Origin of the sequence: Rathayibacter sp. VKM Ac-2801 (genome assembly GCF_009834245.1) — a bacterium.
Classification (GTDB): domain Bacteria; phylum Actinomycetota; class Actinomycetes; order Actinomycetales; family Microbacteriaceae; genus Rathayibacter.
Window position 1 is genome coordinate 2,424,595 of the sequence record NZ_CP047183.1, and the last position, 20,974, is coordinate 2,445,568.

Sequence of the window (20,974 nt, forward strand, 5' to 3'; positions counted from 1 at the left end):
CCGGATGCCTCAGCGCCCGCGCCGCCGCGCCACCTCTCGGAGCACCGCGAGGTGCTCCTCCCGGCAGCGCTCCCAGCTGAAGGTCCGGGCCCGCTCGACGCCGCGCGGGCCGAGCTCGCCGGTCCGCTCGATGGCCTCCAGGATCCCGTCCGCGATCGAGCGCGGCTCGAGCGGATCGACGTAGACCGCCGCGTCCCCGCAGATCTCCGGGAGCGAGCCCGCGTCGGAGGCGGCGACCGGGCAGCCCGACGCCATCGCCTCGATCGGCGGGAGGCCGAACCCCTCGTAGAGGCTCGGGAACGCCAGCACCGCGGCTCGGCGGTAGAGGTCGGCGAGCTCCTCCGGAGTGACGTGGCCGCGCCACTCGACGAAGTCCGGAAGCGCGCCGAGGCGGTCCAGATCCCCTCCGGTCAGCACGAGCCGGAGGGGGTGCCCCTCCTCGCGCAGCAGGCGCACCGCCTCGAACAGGCGGGCGTGGTTCTTGTGCGGCCAGGCGCGCGCCGGGTAGAAGACGAAGTCCTCCCGTGTCCCCAGGTTCGCGACGAAGCGCCGGGTGTCCACGCCGAGATGCGACACGTGGATCCGCTCCTCCGGGATGCCCAGCAGCTCGACGATCCTCCCCTTGGTGAAGGCGCTGATGGTGATGACCGCGTCGGCGCGGCGAGCGGTCGCCTCGTAGGCGAGTCGGCGGAAGACGCGCTCGACGCGGGGGAAGAGGTGAGGGAGGTCGCGGTGCTGCAGGTCGAACAGCATCTGCACGTGCCCCTGCCGCCGCGACGGCCACGGGAGCGGGACAGTGAAGGGGAAGTAGAGCACCGCGTCCCGGCCGAGGCGTCGGCGCAGCCGCGGCGTCCGCAGGAGCGCCTGGAGCATCCCCACGGCCCGGCGGCGGTGGCCAGCACCGCTGACGACCCCCTCGGCCACGATCTCGGGCACGCCCTCGCTGAAGCCGCGCGCGTTCTCGGGCACGAGCACCTGCACGGCGGGCCCCTCCTCCCCCGGCCGCGGCGCCAGGAGGCGCGTGAGCGCGCGCGCGTAGGTCTCGCCGCCGCCCATCCCGCCCGGGTCGACGGTGAGCACGGCGAGCGTGACGGGGCGGAGTTCCGGCATGGCGTCCAATCGGTCCGAAGCCCGGCCAGGATACCGGCGGGCCGCACCGTTCCCGGCGTCCGGCCGTGCCCGTGGGTAGTATGTGACCCGCTGTCATCGACCCCGACGAATTGGACCACCACGTGCCCCGCGCTTTGATCACCGGAATCACCGGCCAGGACGGCCTCTACCTCGCCGAGCTCCTCCTCTCGAAGGGCTACGAGGTCTTCGGACTCGTCCGCGGGCAGAACAACCCCAAGTACGAGCTGGTCCGCCGCACCGTGCCCGAGGTGACCCTGCTCACCGGCGACCTGACCGACGTGTCGAGCCTCGTGCGCGTGCTCGCCGCCGCCCAGCCCGACGAGGTCTACAACCTGGGTGCGATCTCGTTCGTGGCCTACTCGTGGGAGAACGCGTCGCTCACCACCGACGTGACCGGCAAGGGCGTGCTCAACATCCTCGAGGCGACCCGCCTCTACGCCGGCTCCGACATGTCGCGCGTGAAGTTCTACCAGGCCTCCTCCTCCGAGATGTTCGGCAAGGTCCAGCAGGTCCCGCAGAGCGAGGAGACGCTGCTCTGGCCGCGCTCGCCCTACGGCGTGGCCAAGGTCTTCGGCCACTACATGACCATCAACTACCGCGAGTCGTACGGCATGCACGCCTCCTCCGGCATCCTCTTCAACCACGAGTCGCCCCGCCGCGGCCCGGAGTTCGTCACCCGCAAGATCAGCCTCGCGGTCGCCCGCATCAAGCTCGGCCTCCAGGAGACGCTGGAGCTCGGCAACCTCGACGCGAAGCGCGACTGGGGCTTCGCCGGCGACTACGTCGACGCGATGTGGCGCATGCTTCAGCAGCCCGAAGGCGACGACTACGTGGTCGCGACCGGCGAGACCCACGAGATCCGCGAGTACCTCGACATCGCCTTCAACCACGTCGGCATCGAGGACTGGACCCCGTACGTCACCCAGAACCCCGCGTTCATGCGTCCCGCCGAGGTGGACCTCCTGATCGGCGACCCGGCGAAGGCGCGCGACGTCCTCGGCTGGGAGCCGAAGGTCTCGTTCCCCGAGCTCGTGGCGATGATGGTCGAGAACGACCTCGCCGAGCAGTCCGCGCTGATCAAGTAGTCATGCCTGCCGCTCTCGTCACCGGAGCGAGCGGTCAGGACGGGGGCTACCTCGTCGAGCGCCTGCTCGCCGACGGCTGGGAGGTCTCCGCGCTCGTGCGCGGGACCGACGACGCCTCTCTTCCCGCCGCCGTCCGCCCCTTCGAGGGCGACCTGCGCGACGCCTCCGGCCTCGGCCGCATCGTCGCGGAGGCGCAGCCGGACACGGTCTTCCACCTCGCCGGACTGTCGTCCGTCGCGCTCTCGTGGAAGGAGCCCGTGCTCACGGCCGAGGTGACCGGCACCGCGGTCGCCGCCCTCCTGGAGGCCTCACTGGCGCTCCAGGAGTCGGCGGGCCGCGAGGTCCGCTTCGTCCAGGCCTCCTCCTCCGAGATCTTCGGGGCCGCGACCGAGAACCCGCAGACCGAGCGGACCCCGATCCGCCCGGTCTCGCCCTACGGGGCCGCGAAGGCGTTCGCGCACCACCTCGTCGCGGTCTACCGCGGCCGGGGTCTGCACGCCTCGTCCGGCATCCTGTACAACCACGAGTCGCCGCGACGGCCGCTCGGCTTCGTCACCCGGAAGATCACCGCCGGGGTCGCCGCGATCGCGACGGGCGCCGAGTCGGAGCTCTCCCTCGGCAACCTCGACGCGCGCCGCGACTGGGGCTGGGCCCCCGACTACGTGGACGCCCTGGTCCGCGCCTCGCGCGCCGAGCAGGCGGGCGACTACGTCGTGGCGACGGGAGTCGCGCACTCGGTCCGCGACTTCGTCCGCGCCGCGTTCACGGCGGCCGGCATCGACGACTGGGAGCACCGGGTCTCGATCGACCCGCGCTTCGCCCGCCCCGTGGACGCCCCCGAGATGCGCGGAGACGCCTCCCGGGCCCGCGAGGTGCTCGGCTGGGCGCCCACCGTCGGCTTCGAGGAGATCGTCGCCCGCATGGTCGAGAACGACCTCGAGCTGGCGCGCCGCTCCGGCTGAGCCGCGCCCGCGCGTGCAGAAGGCCCCCGCTCCTGGAGCGGGGGCCTTCTGCACGCGATCGGTCGACGACGCCTAGGCGGTCGCGTCCGACTGCTCGGCCCGGGCCCGCTCGTCGACGCCCTCGCCCTCGACGAGGTACGACCAGACGCGCGCGGCGTACTCGTCCCAGGTGCCGCCGTCGATCGCGAGCGCCTCCGCCGAGAGCCGCGCGTGCAGCTCGTCGTCGGTCAGCAGCCGCTCGAGGGCCGCGGCGATGTCGTGGTCGTCGTGCGGATCGACGCACAGCGCGCCGCCCGACGCGGAGACCTCGTGCATGCTGCCGAAGCCGGAGGTCACGACCGGCGTGCCGACCGAGATCGACTCCACGATCGGGAGCCCGTAGCCCTCGTTGATGGAGGGGAACACCGTGCACCGGGCCAGGCGGTAGGCGCTCCAGAGCAGCGCGTCGGTGATCTTGGAGAGCGAGCGGACCGGACGGCCCTGGCCCTCGAGGACCTCGAGGCGGTACTCGAACTCGGCGCTGCTCCAGGCGTTGCCGCCGATGAACACCAGGCTGAAGCGCACGCCCCGGCGCCAGAGCAGCTCGGCCGCCTGGAGCACCGCCAGGTGGTTCTTGCGCGGCTCGTGGCTGCCGACGCAGACCACGAGCGGGAGGTCGCCGGTCACCAGCGAGCGCGCGGCGGTGGCCAGCTCCTCGTCCGAGACGCTCTCCGGCTGCGAGGGCAGCAGGATCGGGCGGATGTCCGGCCCCTGCATCCCGACGCTGCCGAGCATGTGGCGCCAGCCGGAGTACTCGGTCGCGGCCGCCTCGGAGATGGTCGCGATGCGGTCCATGTGCGAGACGGCGACGAGCGTGCGGGAGAAGGCGGCGCTGATGCCGGTGCTCGCCGTCTCGGCGGTGGTGACCGGCACGCAGTCGAAGCCGATGGTGCCCGTGCGGTTGCCGCTGAACTCGGCGAGGGCGGAGACGCGCGACGTCCGCTCGTCCTCGACGGCGAGCTCGGGCAGGAGGTAGGTGCCCTGCCACGGCACGATCACGCGGGAGCGGTCCTCGGCGGCGTCGGGCACGTCGCCCGAGACCGCGTTCCGGCTCTGCTCCGGGGTGAGCATGACGAGCGACTCGTGGGTCGAGTCCCAGCCGGCGAGCAGGATCTCGTGGTCGCGCGTCCAGCGGACGAGGCTCTGGCGCACCACGCGCTGGATGCCCGTGGCCAGTCCCGTGCGCGCGGTGTGGTGCACGTCGACAACGACCGCGCCGACGACCACCTCGACCTCGGGGTGGTGGAAGCGGGCGAACACCCGGTTGGAGGCGATGGTGGACGCAGCGTGGGTGAGCAGGCCGGCGGTGCCGTCCAGCCGGGCCCGGCGGCGGCCGTCGACGACGTCCTCCCGGCGAGGGAGCGTGCCGCGCAGGACGGCGAGCACCAGCCAGACCTCGCGGTCGGTGGGGGCGGGCAGCAGCACGCTCAGCTGACCGGTGAGGGCGTCGACGCTGCCCAGCGGCTCCACGGAAGGAGCCAGGGTGCGCACCAGGGTGGCGAGACGGTCGACCAGGTACTGCTTAGAGCGCACGGGGCGCCTCCTCGTGCTCGATGAGGGCCGAGGGGCCGATCAGGGCGGCCCACAGCTCCCGGGCGTAGTCGTCCCAGGTGCGCTCGGGCCGCTCGGCCGCCTCGAGGCGGAGCTCGTCGACGAGCTCCGGCGACGTCAGCAGGCGGCGCATGCCATCGGTGATCTCCTCGTCGGACTCGGGATCGATCAGGACGCACCCGCCGTGCTCGGCGATCTGCGCCGTGCTGCCGTAGCGCGAGGTGAGCACGGGGAGCCCGATCGACAGCGCCTCGGCGACCGGCAGGCCGTACCCCTCGTGCAGCGACGGGAACGCCAGGAACAGCGCCTCCCGGTAGCTCGCGATCAGGACGTCGTCGTCGGCTCCGCGGAGCACCTCGACCGGGCGCCCGGCGGCGACCAGCTCGCGCACGCGCGGATCGAAGACCTGGTGGGCCCAGGGGTTGGCCCCGCCGATGAAGCGGACGCGGAACCGCAGGCCCTCGCGCCAGAGCACCTCGGCGGCGTGCAGCACCGCGAGGTGGTTCTTGCGGGGCTCCTGGCTGCCGACGCAGAGCACGAGCGGCAGGCCGGAGGCGCCCCGGCCCTCGGAGCGCAGGCCGTCCGGGAGCTCGACGGGCAGCGGGACCGGGACGACGGTCGGGCCGGTGAGGCCCTGAGCGGGGAGCGCGAGCACGAAGCCCTCGAACTCCAGCGCGGCCGCGGCGCTCACCGTGGCGACGCGCTCGGCGTGCTTGACCACGGAGAGGAAGTTGACGAACCGCACGGTCTCCTCCGGCGGCACCGTGTCGGCGCTGACGACGGGGATGGCGTCGTGGCCGAGGACGACGACCTCGTTGCCGGAGTACTCGGCGAGGGCCGAGAGCGGCCCGCACTGGTTGTAGTCGGGCACCGAGGGGATGACGACGACGCTGCGGTAGGGCACGACGAACTCGATGCGCTCCGGATCGCCGTGCTCCCAGTCGCGCCGCCCGGCGGAGGACCAGTCGACGACGCGCTCGTGCTCGATCGCGCTCAGCCGGCGGAAGGACATCGATCCGTGCACCCAGGCGACCGGGACGATCTCGTGCTCGGCGTCCCAGCGGGACACGGTCTGGCGCACGACCCGCTGGACCCCGGTGTTGTGCCCGTGGCGGGCGGGGAAGTCGACGTCGATCAGGACGGCCCCGGTGACGACCTCGACGCGGGCGTCCAGATCGGCGAACCCGGTCGCGGTGCGGGAGCCCGCCTCGAGGAAGATGCGGAGCGCCGCCTCCTCGGGGGCGAGCTCGAGGGCGCGGCGGAACCAGTCGAACAGCTCGCTCGTCGGGTACGCGGCCGTGAACGAGACCAGCGCGACCCAGGTCAGCTCGTCGTCCTGGCGCGAGCGGATCTCGCGGGCCACCTCGTCGAGGTACGGGCCGGGCCCGCGGGTGCGCAGCGAGGCGCGGCGCTCCTCGTCGAAGAGGAGCGCCCCGATCTGCTCCAGGCGCTGCAGCATCGCCTCCGTGCGACGGGCGCGCGCGGCGGCCGCGCCGGCGGCGGAGACCTGCGACCGGTCGCTCATCGCGCCCGACCGGACAGGCGGCGCTTGACGAAGCGCGCGCTGTGGCCGACGGCGCCCGACAGCCCGAGCTGCTCGACGCGGATCTGGAAGGTGCGCACCAGGCGGAGGGGCTTCGTCACCCGCCAGGAGAGCGTGCGCTCGAAGCCGGAGGCGGTCACTCCGCCCACCTGGATCCGCTCGACCCACTCGTCGAACGGGTCGTTGAGGAGGGAGTCGACCTGCGCGCGCAGGCGGGCGAGCTCCTCGTCCGGGGACTCGGGCTCGGCGAGGCGGGGCTCGACGGGAGCACCGGACGTGCGCGCGGGCACCGCCGGGACGGCGGCGGGAGCGGCGTCGCCGACGGCCGACTCGAGGCTCGGGTCGGGAGCGGGAGGAGCGTCCTCGCCGGTGCCGCCGAGGACGGGGGCGGGGTCCCCAGCGCTCTGCGGCGCCGGGTCCAGGGGGACGTCGGATGGCTGCGTGGGCATGGCGAACACCTCGTTCGTGTCGTTCAGTCGGCGAGCGGGAGCAAGACTACCCGCCATGCGCCGCGCACCGGCACGCCAGCCAGGGGGCTCCAGGGTGGGCCGCACGTATAATGATGCGGTCCGTCGCCCGGCGGAGGCCGAGAGCTTGGAGTTCCATGCCCAGCAAAGCTGTGGATCGTGCGCGCGCGATCGCCGACGAGCCGTTCCAGATCGCCGGCACCACGTCGGCCGTCGGCGGCGGCTCGGGCGGCTTCGTCGCCTCCCTCGCCGAGATCCTGCGGCACCGCGAGCTGCTCCGGCTGCTCGTCGGGCGCGAGCTGAAGTCGCGCTACAAGGACAGCAGCCTCGGCTTCGTCTGGAGCCTCGTCCGGCCGCTGATCATGCTCCTCATCTACTACGTGGCGATCGGCCAGATCCTCGGGGCCTCGCGCGGCGTCCCGAACTTCGCGATCTTCGTCTTCTCGGGGCTCACCCTCTGGGGACTGTTCAGCGAGATCGTGACCGCGGGCACCACGTCGATCCTCGGCAACGGCGGGCTGATCAAGAAGGTGTACCTGCCGCGGGAGATCTTCCCGGTGGCCGCCATCGGCTCAGCGCTGTTCAACTTCGGGGTGCAGTTCGTCGTCCTGATCGCGGGAGCCGTCCTCACGGGCTCGCTGATCTTCGGCGTCCAGCTCCTCTACATCGTCCCCGCGCTGGCGATCGTGCTCGTGTACGGCCTCGCGCTGGCCCTGGCGCTCTCGGCCCTCAACGTGTACCTCCGCGACGTCCAGTTCCTGGTCGAGGTCGGGCTGCAGATCTTCTTCTGGCTCTCCCCCATCGTCTACGCGTGGAACTTCGTCGTCGCCGCCTCCACCGGCGCCGGCCACGGCTGGGCCGAGCAGCTCTACCTGATCAACCCGATCTCGAACGCGATCCTCGCCTTCCAGCGTGCGATCTGGGGCGACGGCTCGCGCGTCAGCATCATCGACGGCAACGAGATCGCCCCCCAGGTGTGGCCGCCGGACATGGAGCTGCGCCTTCTCATCGTCCTCGTCGTCGGGCTGGTGTTCGTGTGGATCGGCCACCGGATCTTCCGCCGCCTCGAGGGCAACTTCGCCCAGGAGATCTGATCGTGACCCTCACCAGCAAGCAGGAGTCCGTGCCCGCCTCCTCCGGCACCCCGACCGTCGTCCGGGTGCGCAACGCCTCCAAGCGCTTCGTCATCCGCAAGGACAAGTCGTTCAAGGAGCGGATCGTCAACTTCGGCCGCGGGCGCAAGCACCGCGACGAGTTCTGGGCGCTCCGCGACGTCGACCTCGAGATCCCGCTGGGCTCGACCGTCGGCCTCATCGGCGCGAACGGCTCGGGCAAGAGCACGCTCCTCAAGCTCATCGGCGGCATCGTGCAGCCGACGACCGGCACTGTGGAGCGCCGCGGACGCCTTGCCGCGCTCCTCGAGCTCGGAGCGGGGTTCCATCCCGACCTCACCGGGCGCGAGAACGTCTACCTCAACGGCGCGATCCTCGGCCTCTCGCGCAGCGAGCTGGACAGCAAGTTCGACTCGATCGTCGACTTCTCCGAGATCGCCGAGTTCATCGACACCCAGGTCAAGTTCTACTCGTCGGGCATGTACGTGCGGCTCGCCTTCGCGATCGCGATCCACACCGATCCCGACCTGCTGCTGGTCGACGAGGTCCTCGCCGTCGGCGACGAGCCGTTCCAGCGCAAGTGCATGGACCGCATCCGCGCCTTCCAGCGCGCGGGCAAGACCATCGTGCTGGTCACCCACTCGCTCGAGCAGGTCGGCGAGCTCTGCGACCGCACCATCGTCCTCGAGAAGGGCACCGTCGTCTTCGACGGCGAGACCTCCGAGGGACTCCAGGTCCTCCGCGAGAGCTTCGAGGACCGTCGGGCCGCCCGCCAGGAGCGCGAGGCCGAGGCCGCGGAGGCCGCGGACGAGCCCGCCCCCCAGCTGATCGAGATCCTGGGCTGCCGACTGCGCGGCGGGTCCATCGAGCACGGCGGCACGGTCGTCCGCAGCGGCGAGACCCTCGAGTTCGACGTCACGGTGCGCACCAGCCGCCCGGTCGACGACTGGAACATCGGCATGGGCATCGACACGCCCCTCGGCCAGCGCGTCTTCGGAACGAACACCGAGCGCATCGGCACGCCGCTGAGCGCGGTCGACGGAGAGATGACGGTCACGTTCACCCTCCCCGACCTGCACCTCGGCGCCGGCAACTACGCCGTGCACGCCTCCTCTGCCACCTTCTCGCAGGGCGAGACCATGCGGATCCCGGTCGCCGCGACCTTCACGGTCGAGCGTGCCTCCGTGCACGACGGCGTCGTCGACATCGACTCCACCGTCCGCCTCAGCAGGCCGTGACCGCGCGGCGCCGCCGCCTCCTGGTCGACGCGACCGCCCTCGCGGCGCCGCGCCTGACCGGGGTCGGCCGCGTCCTGCTCGGCCTCCTGCGCGCCCTGGACACCGACGGGACCGCCGCGGACATCGAGGTGCTCCTCGTCGTGCCGGCGAGCGAGGCGGGCTCGCTCGAGCGCTTCGGCTTCCGCACCCTGCGCGTCCGATCCGTGCCGGTGCCCCGGCCGGTGTGGAGCGCTCTGACCCGGCTGCCTGCGCCGGGGATCGACCTCCTGCTCGGCCGCGGCGCCTACTTCTTCCCGAACTTCCGGAGCTGGCCGCTCGCCCGCTCCCGCTCGCTCACCTTCGTGCACGACGTCTGCTTCGCCGTGATGCCCGACCTCGTTCCGCGCGAGCGCCGGGAGCTGCTGTCGCGGTCGGTGCCCCGCTGGATCCGGCGCAGCGACCTGGTCCTGACCGGCACCCCGTCCTCCGCCGCGGAGGTCGTGAGCGCTCTGGGCGTCGCTCCCGAGCGCGTCCGCGTGCTGCCGACCACGATCGACGCCGACCTCTTCCACGCCCGCGGCGAGGAGGAGGTGGCGCGGGTCCGCGCCGAGCACGAGCTCGGGTCCTACCTGCTGTTCGTCGGGTCGATCGAGCGCCGCAAGAACCTCGTCACCCTGGTGGACGCCTACCGGCAGGCCGAGCGGCCAGAGGGTCACACCCTGCTCCTGGTCGGCGGGGACGGCTGGGACAACGAGGACGTCCACTCCGCCGTCGCGCGCGCGGTCGCCGCCGGAGCCGACGTGCGCTTCGCCTCCTCCTACGTCGCCGACGAGGATCTGCCGGCCCTGCTCACGGGCGCCGACGCCGTCGCGATGCCCTCCTGGCACGAGGGCTTCGGCCTCCCTGCTCTCGAGGCCGTCGCCTGCGGCACCCCGGTGCTCGCGGCCGACATCCCCGGCCTCCGCGACGCGCTGGCCGGACGGGAGTCCGCCGCCGTCTTCATCGACCCGGCGGACAGCCCCGGGTGGAGGGCCGCGATCGGAGAGGCGCTGCGCCGTCCCCGGCGACTCGCGCCGGAGCCGATCCCGGGGTGGGACCGCACCGCGCGGCGCCTGCTCGAGCTGGCCTTCGACGACCGCTGATCAGCGCTGCGTCGTGAACAGCAGCCAGCGCCCCGAGCCGGAGGCGACCTCGGGCTCGACGTCCCCGGTCGCCGCCTGGACGTAGGCCCGCCAGCCGTCGGGGTCGTCGGTGTAGCCGGCGGTGTCCACGTAGACGGCGCAGGCGCCGCTGCTCGTAACGGCGCTCGCGAACTCGGCCGGGTCGTCGACGTCGCCCCAGACGTCCCAGCCGTAGGTGCCCTCCACCGCCCCGTAGCTCCAGCGGAGGCGTCCCTCCTCGGTCGCGAGGTAGGGCAGCGCCTCGTCGTAGTCGGAGAGCGCTCCGATCCGCCCGCTGTCGGGGAAGCTCTTCAAGGGGAGCTCCACCACTCCGCAGCCGTCGTCCAATCGCGCGTCGGCCTCCGACACGAACGAGTGCATCTCGGAGTCGTCGGTGGGTGCGATCGGCACCGCGGCCGATACTCCGGCCAGCTGATCGACCACGGCGACGCCGGCGAGCAGCGCCGCGACGAGGATCCTGATCCCGCCACGGGCCGTGATCCGATCGAGCAGGAGCGCGAGGACGCCGAGGACGAGGACCGCGAGGACGATCGACATCCGGGCCCACGCCCGGATCGTCGGTCCCGCGACCAGCGAGACCACGACGCCCAGGCCCGTCACCGTGTAGAAGAGGAGCGCGGCCAGCGTCGCCACGGCGAGGACGCGCACGCGGGCGTCCGAGAAGAACCGGCCGACCGCGGTCGCACGGAGCGCCCGTCCGCCGCCGAGCGCGGTGATCGGAAGCGCCACGAGCGTGATCAGCAGCGCGACGCTGGCGAGGATCGAGAACCCGGGCGGCTCCGTCGTCGGCGCCACGCCGGACTGGCCCGCATAGGTGTTCAGCAGGCCGTACCCCTGCGGCAGCCCGGTCCCCGACCAGGGCAGGCCCAGCAGCACGAGCTTGCCGGCGTAGGCCTCCGACTCCCCCACGGTGCGCGACGTGAAGTACGGGCTGTAGCGCTCCCCGAAGTCGAGCGAGAGCAGCAGCAGCGAGAGCCCGACGAACACGCCGAGCGCGAGGAAGGGCACCGACGAGACCGCGAGCACCCGCAGCCGCTCGCGGGAGAGCATTCCGGCGGCCGTGCTCACCGCCCACGTCGCTCCGAGGACCAGGACCGCGAAGACGTAGTAGTAGCCGCCCGTGCTCGCCACCAGGAGCCCGAGCACGGCTCCCGGGACGACGGAGCGCAGCACGCGGCTCCTCCGCGTCGCGCCCCGCTCGGCCCAGGCCCGGAGAGGATCGGTGCGCGGTCCGGCGACCATCAGCACCATCACGCCCAGGAGCGGGATCGCCCAGTAGTTGGCGAGGAACGCGTGGCCGAAGCCGATCCGGAGGAAGTGGTACGGCAGCAGCGACAGCAGGACCGCGGAGAACGCCGCGACCCAGGGCCGCGTGCGCAGGGCGCGGAAGAACACGTAGCCGGTGACGGCGACCGTCGCGAACGTGCCCAGGTAGAAGACGTTCAGGAGCGTCGTCCCGTCGCGCACCACGAGGGCCAGGACCGAGACGGCGAGGGCGGAGGCGACGTCGAACTGCGCGCTGAAGAAGGCGTTGAAGCCGTCGGGGAAGCCGAGCGCTGCGTTGCCGTCGAACGGGAACGCCTGCGTGGCGCTGGTGAAGAGCGTGTAGTGCAGGATCTGGTCGTCGCCGCCCACGGTCCAGCGGGCCGTCAGGTCCTGCGGCCCGATGCCGAGGGCGAGCACGGCGGCGGCGACCGAGACGAGGGCGGCGCCGAGCGCCCAACCGAACTCGACGAGCGTCCGGCGCCGCCGGCTCGCCGTCCGCGGGGCTCGCGCGTCAGTAGCCGCGCTCACGGCGCTGCTCCTCCACGCTGGTCTGGACGATCCGGTTCAGCTCGGTCTCGCCGTCGGTACCCGCGTAGTCGTAGATGTCGAACCCCCCGCAGGCGACGATATCGGAGGGAGCGCCGAGCGTCCCGCGCGCGAGCCCCGCCCAGTCGGGCGAGCGGTCGGCCAGGACGTAGCTGTACTGCCGGTCGCGGTAGTCGCTCAGGTTGTTCATCCACAGCTGCACCGTGAAGTCGAAGTTGACCTGCTGGACGTGCAGCGAGGCCGGCCCGTAGAGGTCCAGGGGCCGCGTCGACCAGAACGAGCCGACGCCCGCGAGCTCGCGCCCGTCGATCCAGCGCTTCAGGCAGTCGGCGTCCGGGTCCGATCGCGCCCCGGCCGCCGCCGAGGCGACCGCCGCCGTCGCCGGGACGGCGGCGACGACGAGGCCTGCGGCGGCCAGCGGGGCGACGACGCGGACGACCGGCGCCAGCCGCAAGCCCGCGTTCCGCCGGTGCGCCGCCGCGGCGCCGATCAGCGCGATCACGACCACGGTCGCGGTCACCGGGATCGGCATCAGGTAGCGGGTGACCGAGCTGCCGGTGAAGACCTGCACCACCAGGAGCACCGCCGTCTGCGCCGGCAGGAACGCGCACACCGCGAAGCGGGCACGGGCCGCCTCGTCGAGGGCGGCTCCCCGCGCGAGTCGGGCTGCACCGGCCACGACGACGGCCAGGGCCGCCAGCAGCAGCAGACCCAGCAGCGCCACCTCGAGCTTGCCGATCAGCGGCGCCTTCAGCACCAGGAACTGCACGATCAGGTCGTCCAGGGCCGTTCCGGCGAGCGGCAGCCGGAGGTACCCGCCGGCGTCGGTCCCGATCAGGAAGCCGAGCGGGATCCGCAGCGCGGCTCCGAGCGCGGCGGCCCCGAGGACCGTGCCCGCGACGACCAGCACCGCTCTCCGAGCAGCGAGAGCGAGCATCAGCAGCACGACGAGGACCACCAGCAGGGGGCCGACGAACTGCACCAGGAGGAGCGGATCGGAGAGGGTGGTCGCGGCGACGGCCGCTCCGACCAGGAGAAGCGGGAGCGCGGCCGGACGGCGCTCGCGCAGCGCGCCCAGGGCGACGGCGAGTCCGGCGAGGCCCGTGAGCACCGCGCCGTAGTAGTAGGTCGTCAGCAGGAAGGTGGTCGCCAGGGCCCCCTCGTTGTTGAGGGCGCGGCCCTCCGTCAGGCAGAGCACCAGCAGCACGGCGATTCCGGCGAGCGCGGCGGCGGGCCGCAGCCGGCGGTGCCGGTCCGCGACGAGCCGGCGCGCGAGCATCCGGAGCACGCCGTAGAGGAGGACGACGTTGAGCACGGCGTTGACCGCGAGCGCCGCCGCGGGATCGCCGCCGGTGAGCAGCCACGCGACGCCGAAGACGGGGAGCTCGGGGAAGAGGAAGAGCTGGCTCGTCATCACCCAGGCCGCGGGGCGGCCCTCGGCGAAGGACTGCAGGATCAGTGGCAGCGCCAGCGAGTCGCCGTCGCGGAAGAGCAGCGGCCGCCACGGCGTGCCGACCATGAAGCCGAGCACGAGCAGGGTCCCGCTGACGACGACGGCGAGGGCGGCGAGCTCGAGGAGGGCCCTCCGGGTCCGAGGGGATCCCTTCGGACCCGCCGTCACCGGTGCTTCCCGCCGAACCGGATGGCCAGGACGAGCAGGAGGTTCTTCAGGAGGGTGTCGCTCGGGATCTTCGAGTTGCCGACCGTGCGGTCGAGGAAGACGATCGGGATCTCCTTCACGCCGCGGGCCCGGCGCAGCGCGCGGTACTTGAGCACGATCTGGAAGCCGTAGCCGGCTGCGCGGATGGTCTCGAGGTGGAGGGTGCGCAGGAGGTCCGCGCTGAAGAGGTTGAAGCCGCCGGTCCAGTCGGTGATCTTCGACCCGAGGAAGAGGCGCGTGTAGAGGTTGCCGCCGCCGCTCAGCAGCTTGCGGTCGAGCGTCCAGTCGGGAGTGCCGCCGCCGGCGATGTAGCGGGAGGCGACCACGAAGTCGGCTCCGGCGCGCACCTCGCGCAGGAAGGCGTCGATGTAGTCCGGGTCGTGCGAGAGGTCGGCGTCCATCTGCAGCAGGTAGTCGTAGCGGCGCTCGGCGGCCAGGAGGTGCTGGAAGGCCCAGATGTACGCGGCGCCGAGCCCCTCCTTCTTCTCGCGCGAGAGCACGAGGACCTCGAAGGTGTCGGATCCGAGCTCGGCCGCGAGCTCGCGCGCGCGGTCGGCGGTGCCGTCGGGGGAGCTGTCGTCGATGACGGCGACGGTCACGTGGAAGTCGGGGTTGCGGGACGCCGCGAGCGCGACCCGCGGCAGCGCCGTCGCGATGTTCGCGACTTCGTTGTAGGTGGGGACGACGACTGCGAGGGAGCGCATGAGGCGGGGGGATCCGTTCTTCCGGTGCACCGGCTGACCGGTGAGAGCCCTGCGAGTATAACGAGGCGGTGCTCGCGAGCCTCCGAGCGCGCCCCGCGGCCCGCCTCCCCGTCCGCGCAGTCTCTCAGGAACATGGCACCGGCCGTTCGACCGCCCGGCAGGGGTCCGCGGTTACGATGGAGGACAGTGCACGGCGGTTCACCCCTTGTTCGCCTGCCCCGATGGACGCCCGTCGGAGCCCGACGGTCGGGCATCGACGCCAGAGGGGGACGGGAAAGAGCACCGCAGATGAAGAGACTCCTCGAATCGCAGAAGGTCCGCTTCCTCATCGCGGGCTGCACCAACACGGCGATCGACTTCCTCATCCTCAACACGCTCGTGCTCCTGCTCGGCCTGCCGACCCTCGTCGCCAACGTCTTCTCCGTCCTGGTCGGGATCACGATCTCGTACGCGCTGAACCACTTCTTCGTCTTCCGCCACCCGGGCAGGGTCTCGGTCGCCACGTTCGCCAAGTTCTTCCTCGTCACCGGGTTCAGCTCGCTGGTCCTGCAGTCGGCGATCATCTACGGCTTCGAGGTCTTCTTCGACACCCGCTTCGGCAACTCGCTGCTCTTCCTCCCCAGCTCCGGCGAGAACGCCTTCCTCGCGATCAACATCGCGAAGGCCGTCGCCGTCCTCGTGGGCCTGGTGTGGAACTTCTGCATGTACAAGTTCGTCGTCTTCCGCCGTCCGGCGCACGACGCGCTGCCCGCGATCGAGACGGTCTCCCCCGCCGCCGTGGCCGTCAGCACCGAGCCCGTCGACATCGTCCGCTGACGGCGGCCGGCTCCCGGGCACCGCTCGAGCCGCGTGCTAGCCTCGTCGAGTTCTTCCGACGGGGCACTCCTCCCGTCGACGCCGCACCACCCGGAGGCTCCCATCGCCCGCTCGACGTTGCCCATCGCGGTGGTCGTCGTCACCCACTTCTCGGGTGAGGTCCTCCGCGCGTGCCTCGAGTCGGTGCCGGAGGCGACGGAGCACGACGTGCGCATCGTGGTTGTCGACAACCTGACAACGGACGACTCCGTCCGCAGCGTCGTCGAGCGCCTGCCGCAGGTCGAGTTCCACGAGACCGGGCAGAACCTCGGCTACGGCCGGGCCGTGAACTACGCGGTCGACCGCCTCGGGCCCGAGATCGAGTGGATCCTGGTCACCAACCCGGACACGGTCTTCCTCCCCGGCTCGATCGACGCGCTCTACGCCGCCGCGACGGCGGACGATCGGATCGGCTCGATCGGGCCGCGCATCCTCGACTCCGACGGGACGATCTACCCCTCCGCCCGCGCCCTCCCCTCGCTCGGCACGGGCATCGGGCACGCCGTCCTCGCCCACGTCTGGCCCGGCAACCCGTGGTCGGCGACGTACCGGCGCTCGCGCGCGGTCGAGACCCTCCGTCACGGCCGGATGGAGGCCGGCTGGCTCTCCGGCGCCTGCGTGATGGTGCGCCGCACGGCCTTCGAGGAGATCGGCGGCTTCGACGACCGCTACTTCATGTACTTCGAGGACGTCCAGCTGGGCGACTCGCTCGGCCAGCGCGGGTGGACCAACGTCTACCTCGCCGATGCGGTCGTCTCGCACCTCGGCGGGCACTCCACCCGCCTCGCCTCGGCGCGGATGCTCGCGGTCCACCACCGCAGCGCCTACCTCTACCTCGCGCAGAAGTACGGGGCCTGGTACCAGGCGCCGATCCGCGCGGCGGTGCGCGCCGGGCTGGGAGCCCGGGTCGCGCTGATGCGCCTGCGCTCGAAGACCTGACCCGCTCCGCCCGGGCGGACCACCGGGCCGGAGCCGGGCGGCCCTTCCACCGGATCGGCGGTCAGGACGCGGAGTCGAGCTCCGCGTAGAAGGCCCGCGCCTCGTCCCAGGTCGGCAGCAGGCCCTGCGCCTCGGCCTCGGCCAGCGTCGGCGCGTCGGTGTCCTTCGGCGAGAGGAGCAGCTCGCCCGCCTCCTCGGGGAAGCGCAGGCCGATCTGCTCGTCGAGCGGGTCGATCCCCTTCTCCCGCACCGGGTCGAAGGTGGCGTTGACGAGGTAGGAGACCACGGCGCCCTCGGTGAGCGCCACGAAGGCGTGCGCGATGCCCTCGGCGATGTAGACGGAGCGTCGGTCGACGTCGTCGAGCAGGATCGACTCCCAGCGCCCGAAGGTCGGCGACCCGACGCGCACGTCGATCACGTAGTCGAGGACCGCGCCGGAGAAGCACGAGACGTACTTGGCCTGCGACGGCGGGATCTGCGCGAAGTGGATGCCGCGGACGGTCCCGCGGCGCGAGACGGAGGTGTTGCCCTGCCGGAGCGAGAGCGGGTGCCCGACCTTCTCGGCCAGCCGGTCGAAGCGGTAGAACTCGTAGAAGACCCCGCGGTCGTCGGGGAACTGGCGCGGAGTCACTTCGTAGACGTCGGGGATGTCGAGCTCTCGGATCTGCACGGTCGCCAGTGTAACGACGGCGTGTCACGCGCCGGCGACGCCTCCGCGCCACCCGGCGCCGGGCCGGTGCGCCGACCGTCGACCGGAGGACCGCTCGGGCATGATGAGGAGGTGACCTTCCTCATCACGGGCGCCTCCGGCATGCTCGGCACCGACCTGCGCGCGGCCCTCGGCTCCCGCCCCAGCACCGCCCTCGGCCGCTCGGACCTCGACGTGACCGACCTCGACGCGGTGCGCGCCGCCGTCGCGGGCCACGACGCCGTGGTGAACTGCGCCGCGTACACCCGCGTCGACGACGCCGAGTCCGACGAGGAGGAGGCGCACCGCGTCAACGCCGTCGGAGCGCACAACCTCGCCCTCGCCACCGCCGAGACGGGAGCAGCCCTCGTGCAGGTCTCCACGGACTACGTCTTCGACGGCTCCGCGACGAGCCCCTACTCCGAGGACCACCCCCGGAACCCGATCTCGGCCTACGGCCGCACGAAGGCCGAGGGAGAGCGCCTGGTGCTCGAGGCCAACCCGGAGCGCGGGTACGTCGTCCGCACGGCCTGGCTCTACGGCGAGCACGGCGGCAACTTCGCGAAGACGATGGTGCGACTGGCGGCCGCGCACGAGACGCTGACCGTGGTCGACGACCAGCACGGCCAGCCCACGTGGACCGCCGACCTCGCCGCGCGCCTGATCGAGCTGGTCGACGCGGAAGCCCCGGCCGGCGTCTACCACGGCACCGGCTCCGGCGAGACGACCTGGCTCGGCTTCGCCCGTGCCGTCTTCGCCAAGGCGGGCCTGGATCCCGAGCGCCTGCGTCCGACCGACAGCGGCTCGTTCGTCCGCCCCGCCCCGCGTCCCGCCTACTCGGTCCTCGGCCACGACGGCTGGAGCAGGGCGGGCCTGCCGCCGATGCGCTCCTGGCAGGACGCCCTCGCCGCCGCGCCCCTCGAGGCGGTGACCCCGTGACCACCACTCTGCGCGTCGTCGTCGACCAGATGCTCGCCCGTGTGCCCGGCGGCATCGGCCGCTACACCGAGGAGCTCACCCGCGAGCTGATCTCCACGGCTCCGCGCGACTGCGAGGTGGAGGCGGTCGTCTCCGCCCACCCGCCCGAGAAGGAGGAGGAGCTGCGCCTGCGCCTGCCCGGCCTCGCGCGCATCCACCGGCTGCCGCTCGGGCGCCGCGAGCTCTCGCGCGCCTGGCAGTACGGGATCGCCATCCCGGCCGGCGGCGGCATGATGCACGCCCCGAGCCTCTTCGCCCCGCTGCGCAGCCACGACGGGAGCGAGGGCGAGCAGATCGCCGTCACGATCCATGACACGGTGCCGTGGACGCATCCCGAGACCCTCACCCCGCACGGCGCGAAGTGGCACCGCGCGATGGCCAAGCGCGCCCGCAAGCACGCGGACGCCGTCGTCGTCCCCACCCACGCGGTCGCGCACCAGCTCTCCCAGCTGATGGACTTCGGCGATCGGCTGCGCGTGATCGGCGGAGCCGTCGGCTCCGGCCTGGTCGTCCCGGAGGACGCCGACGAGCGCGCCGCAGCGATGGGCCTCCCCCCGGAGTACGTGCTGAGCGTCGGCACGCTGGAGCCGCGGAAGGGCCTGGTCTCGCTGATCGCGGCCTTCGGAGGAGCGTCCGCGCCGGCGATCCCGCTGCTCCTGGTCGGCCCGACCGGCTGGGGAGACCTCGACGTGGCCTCCGTCGCCGACGAGCAGGGCCTCGACGAGACGCGCGTGCGCGCGCTCGGAGTCCTCAGCGACGCCGACCTCGCTGTCGTCCTCTCCCGCGCCACGCTCTTCGTCTACCCGAGCATCGCCGAGGGCTTCGGGCTGCCCGTGCTCGAGGCGATGCACTTCGGCGTGCCGGTGGTGCACTCCGACGACCCCGCGCTGATGGAGGTCGCCGCGGACGCCGGCGTCGCCGTCGAGCGCGACGACGCGAAGGACTACCCGGACCGCCTCGCCCTGGCCATGAGCAGCGTGCTCGCCGACACCGGGCTGCGCAGGCGGATGTCCGTGGCCGGCCGCGACCGCTCCCGCGCCTTCAGCTGGCGCGACTCCGCCGAGCGCGTCTGGGCGCTGCACGCCGACCTCTGAGGCGTGCGGCGCCCGGCCGGCTACTGCGCGGAGTCGCCCGCCAGCCCGGCACTCACCAGCGAGTGCACGACGTCGTAGTCCGGGTCCTCCGGGTCGACGGCCGGCGGGACCAGCTCGATCGGATCCACCGGCTGCGACTTCGTCTTGAGCCCCAGCTGCACGAAGTAGCCGAGCATCCCCTGCGGGACGTCCGTCTTGATGACCTGGGAACCGGCGGACGCGACGTCCTGGAACTTGGCCAGGACGTTGCCCGGCTCGAACTGGGCGAGCAGCGCCTCCTGCACCTGCCGCTGGCGCGCCATCCGGTCGTAGTCGCTCGTGGTGTAGCGCGAGCGGGCGTAGGCGAGGGCCTGCTCGCCGTTGAAGTGCCAGTGGCCGGGATCGATCCACTGGTTGACGCCCTGCATGACGCCGTCGGAGTCGGGCAGCCCGCCCAGGGGCAGCGGCTCGTCGGCCACGTAGTCGATGTCGATGCCGCCGAGCGCGTCGATCAGCTGGGCGAAGCCCTCCATGTCGATCAGCGCGTAGTACTGGATCCTCAGATCGAGGATGCCCTCGACCGCGTCGCGCATCGCCTCGATGCCGGGCTCGCTGCCGTGGTCGACGGCGTCGGGGTAGAGCTCCGGGTGCTTCAGCTCGACCTCGGTGTAGACCGAGTTGAGCTTGCAGACGTCGACGGCGCAGTTGTCGGTGTCGTAGCCGTCGGGGTAGAGCTCGTGCATCGGGCTGGTCTCGGGGAACGGGAAGTCGACGAACTCGCGCGAGACGCCGATGATCGAGGCCTTGCCGCTCGACGCGTCGATGCTGACCACCGAGATGCTGTCGGGGCGCAGGCCGTCGCGGTCCTCCCCCGCGTCGCCGCCGAGGAGCATCACGTTGTAGCGGCCGTCGATCGGCTGCTCGATCGCTCCGCCGCCGAAGATCGACGACAGCGTCCCGCGGGTGACGCCGAGCAGGTAGGTGCCGTAGGCGGTGGTGCCGACCGAGACCGCCATCAGCGCGATCGTCGCGAACGCGAGCACGCCGCGCATCCGCGGGCGCACCCGGACGACGCGGATCAGGCGGAGGGTGTCGAGCGTCAGCACGGCCCAGACCACCCCGTAGACGACGAGCGCGGCCTGGAGCGCGAGCATCGAGAGGTCGAAGGTCGCAAGCGTGTAGAGGCCGGTCGGGAAGACGAAGTAGAGGAGCACCGCGACCAGCAGGGCGACCCAGAGCCCGAGGGTGAAGCCGAGCCCCAGGCGCCCGAGCCGACGGTTCCCCGCCAGGACCTGAGCGGACCCGGGCACCAGGAGGTTGACGATCAGCAGCCACCACGCCCGCCGCGTCATGAAGGCGCGGGAGGCGACGTCCGGGTGCCGCAGCGGCAGGGCGACGGCCGTCACAGGCCGGCCACCAGGGCGTCGTTCTTGGCGGCCACCTGCACCTCGAGGTCGGCGGCGAAGGCGTCGAGCGCCGCGGAGAGGGCGTCGTCCGCCGTCGCGAGGATCTTCACCGCGAGCAGTCCGGCGTTCCGGGCTCCCCCGATGGAGACGGTGGCGACGGGGACGCCCGCCGGCATCTGCACGATCGAGAGGAGGGAGTCGAGCCCGTCGAGGCGGGCGAGCGGGACCGGCACTCCGACGACGGGGAGCGAGGTCACGGCGGCGAGCATGCCGGGGAGGTGGGCGGCTCCGCCCGCTCCGGCGATGACGACCTTCAGGCCGCGACCGCGGGCCTCGCGGCCGTACGCGATCATCGCCTCCGGGGTGCGGTGCGCGGACACGACCCGGACCTCGTGCGCCACGCCGAACTCGGCGAGGACGGTGGACGCCGCCTGCATGACCGACCAGTCCGAGTCCGAGCCCATCACGACGCCGACGAGCGGCGCGGGCCCGTTCACGAGCGCGTCCGCGCTCACGAGAGGGCTCCGGCGGGGGTCGGGGAGGTCGGCAGGCTCGTCACGGCGACCATCGT

General features: G+C 72.5%; 19 protein-coding genes. 9 read left to right on the top strand and 10 right to left on the bottom strand.

All coding sequences use genetic code 11. The annotated features are described in order from the left end of the window. Positions 1-9: 9 nt before the first annotated feature. A complete protein-coding gene (locus tag GSU45_RS11150; protein WP_159914997.1) occupies positions 10-1,110 on the bottom strand; it encodes a glycosyltransferase family 1 protein in 1,101 nt (366 codons plus the stop codon). 122 nt (positions 1,111-1,232) lie between these two features. Here GSU45_RS11150 and GSU45_RS11155 point away from each other — a divergent pair, with 122 nt between their 5' ends. After that, the gene (locus GSU45_RS11155; protein WP_104275317.1) at positions 1,233-2,216 is read left to right on the top strand and encodes a GDP-mannose 4,6-dehydratase; all 984 of its coding nucleotides are present in this window, start codon (positions 1,233-1,235) and stop codon (positions 2,214-2,216) included. 2 nt (positions 2,217-2,218) lie between these two features. Beyond that, positions 2,219-3,178: a GDP-mannose 4,6-dehydratase gene (locus GSU45_RS11160; protein ID WP_159914999.1), complete on the top strand. Its 960-nt coding sequence runs from the start codon at positions 2,219-2,221 to the stop codon at positions 3,176-3,178. Between the two features lie 72 nt (positions 3,179-3,250). Here GSU45_RS11160 and GSU45_RS11165 read toward each other — a convergent pair whose 3' ends face one another. Genes GSU45_RS11165 through GSU45_RS11175 form a run of 3 tightly spaced genes read right to left on the bottom strand, consistent with a single transcriptional unit; the run spans position 3,251 to position 6,760 of the window. Next, the gene (locus tag GSU45_RS11165) at positions 3,251-4,750 is read right to left on the bottom strand and encodes a glycosyltransferase family 1 protein (RefSeq protein ID WP_159915001.1); all 1,500 of its coding nucleotides are present in this window, start codon (positions 4,748-4,750) and stop codon (positions 3,251-3,253) included. Further along, complete coding sequence (locus GSU45_RS11170) at positions 4,740-6,293, bottom strand: glycosyltransferase (RefSeq protein WP_159915003.1); 1,554 nt, start codon at positions 6,291-6,293, stop codon at positions 4,740-4,742. The genes GSU45_RS11165 and GSU45_RS11170 overlap by 11 nt, the downstream gene beginning before the upstream one ends. Continuing rightward, positions 6,290-6,760, bottom strand: coding sequence for a hypothetical protein (locus GSU45_RS11175; protein ID WP_159915005.1), 471 nt, complete (start codon positions 6,758-6,760; stop codon positions 6,290-6,292). The genes GSU45_RS11170 and GSU45_RS11175 overlap by 4 nt, the downstream gene beginning before the upstream one ends. Positions 6,761-6,915: 155 nt before the next feature. Here GSU45_RS11175 and GSU45_RS11180 point away from each other — a divergent pair, with 155 nt between their 5' ends. The 3 genes from GSU45_RS11180 to GSU45_RS11190 are packed head-to-tail and all read left to right on the top strand — an operon-like array spanning position 6,916 to position 10,249. Beyond that, a complete protein-coding gene (locus GSU45_RS11180; protein ID WP_104223153.1) occupies positions 6,916-7,872 on the top strand; it encodes an ABC transporter permease in 957 nt (318 codons plus the stop codon). Between the two features lie 2 nt (positions 7,873-7,874). Further along, entirely contained in the window at positions 7,875-9,128 is a 1,254-nt protein-coding gene (locus GSU45_RS11185) for an ABC transporter ATP-binding protein (RefSeq protein ID WP_244229465.1), read from the top strand. Further along, positions 9,125-10,249, top strand: a complete 1,125-nt coding sequence (locus GSU45_RS11190) for a glycosyltransferase family 1 protein (protein ID WP_159915007.1) — start codon at positions 9,125-9,127, stop codon at positions 10,247-10,249. The genes GSU45_RS11185 and GSU45_RS11190 overlap by 4 nt, the downstream gene beginning before the upstream one ends. Here GSU45_RS11190 and GSU45_RS11195 read toward each other — a convergent pair whose 3' ends face one another. Genes GSU45_RS11195 through GSU45_RS11205 form a run of 3 tightly spaced genes read right to left on the bottom strand, consistent with a single transcriptional unit; the run spans position 10,250 to position 14,464 of the window. Next, a complete protein-coding gene (locus tag GSU45_RS11195) occupies positions 10,250-12,082 on the bottom strand; it encodes a hypothetical protein (protein ID WP_159915009.1) in 1,833 nt (610 codons plus the stop codon). Next, a complete protein-coding gene (locus GSU45_RS11200) occupies positions 12,066-13,721 on the bottom strand; it encodes a hypothetical protein (RefSeq protein ID WP_159915011.1) in 1,656 nt (551 codons plus the stop codon). The genes GSU45_RS11195 and GSU45_RS11200 overlap by 17 nt, the downstream gene beginning before the upstream one ends. Further along, complete coding sequence (locus tag GSU45_RS11205) at positions 13,718-14,464, bottom strand: polyprenol monophosphomannose synthase (RefSeq protein WP_104223157.1); 747 nt, start codon at positions 14,462-14,464, stop codon at positions 13,718-13,720. The genes GSU45_RS11200 and GSU45_RS11205 overlap by 4 nt, the downstream gene beginning before the upstream one ends. A 288-nt stretch (positions 14,465-14,752) precedes the next feature. On the opposite strand from GSU45_RS11205, the gene GSU45_RS11210 reads away from it, so the two are divergent. Both GSU45_RS11210 and GSU45_RS11215 read left to right on the top strand, forming a co-directional pair. Continuing rightward, complete coding sequence (locus GSU45_RS11210; RefSeq protein WP_104223158.1) at positions 14,753-15,280, top strand: GtrA family protein; 528 nt, start codon at positions 14,753-14,755, stop codon at positions 15,278-15,280. A gap of 117 nt (positions 15,281-15,397) precedes the next feature. Further along, entirely contained in the window at positions 15,398-16,258 is an 861-nt protein-coding gene (locus tag GSU45_RS11215) for a glycosyltransferase family 2 protein (protein WP_244248101.1), read from the top strand. Between the two features lie 61 nt (positions 16,259-16,319). Here the strand turns inward: GSU45_RS11215 and GSU45_RS11220 are convergent, their stop codons facing one another. Then, positions 16,320-16,928, bottom strand: coding sequence for a dTDP-4-dehydrorhamnose 3,5-epimerase family protein (locus tag GSU45_RS11220; RefSeq protein WP_104275328.1), 609 nt, complete (start codon positions 16,926-16,928; stop codon positions 16,320-16,322). 111 nt (positions 16,929-17,039) lie between these two features. Here GSU45_RS11220 and rfbD point away from each other — a divergent pair, with 111 nt between their 5' ends. Together rfbD and GSU45_RS11230 are read left to right on the top strand one after the other, a co-directional pair. Further along, a complete protein-coding gene (rfbD, locus tag GSU45_RS11225) occupies positions 17,040-17,885 on the top strand; it encodes a dTDP-4-dehydrorhamnose reductase (protein WP_159915013.1) in 846 nt (281 codons plus the stop codon). Beyond that, positions 17,882-19,018 carry a glycosyltransferase family 1 protein gene (locus GSU45_RS11230; RefSeq protein WP_244248102.1) on the top strand — a complete coding sequence of 379 codons (1,137 nt, stop codon included), beginning with the start codon at positions 17,882-17,884 and terminating at the stop codon, positions 19,016-19,018. Before rfbD ends, GSU45_RS11230 begins: the two co-directional genes overlap by 4 nt. 20 nt (positions 19,019-19,038) lie before the next feature. Here the strand turns inward: GSU45_RS11230 and GSU45_RS11235 are convergent, their stop codons facing one another. Then, positions 19,039-20,403, bottom strand: a complete 1,365-nt coding sequence (locus GSU45_RS11235) for an LCP family protein (RefSeq protein ID WP_244248103.1) — start codon at positions 20,401-20,403, stop codon at positions 19,039-19,041. After that, entirely contained in the window at positions 20,400-20,867 is a 468-nt protein-coding gene (gene purE / locus GSU45_RS11240) for a 5-(carboxyamino)imidazole ribonucleotide mutase (RefSeq protein WP_104225651.1), read from the bottom strand. Before purE ends, GSU45_RS11235 begins: the two co-directional genes overlap by 4 nt. Positions 20,868-20,974: the final 107 nt, after the last annotated feature.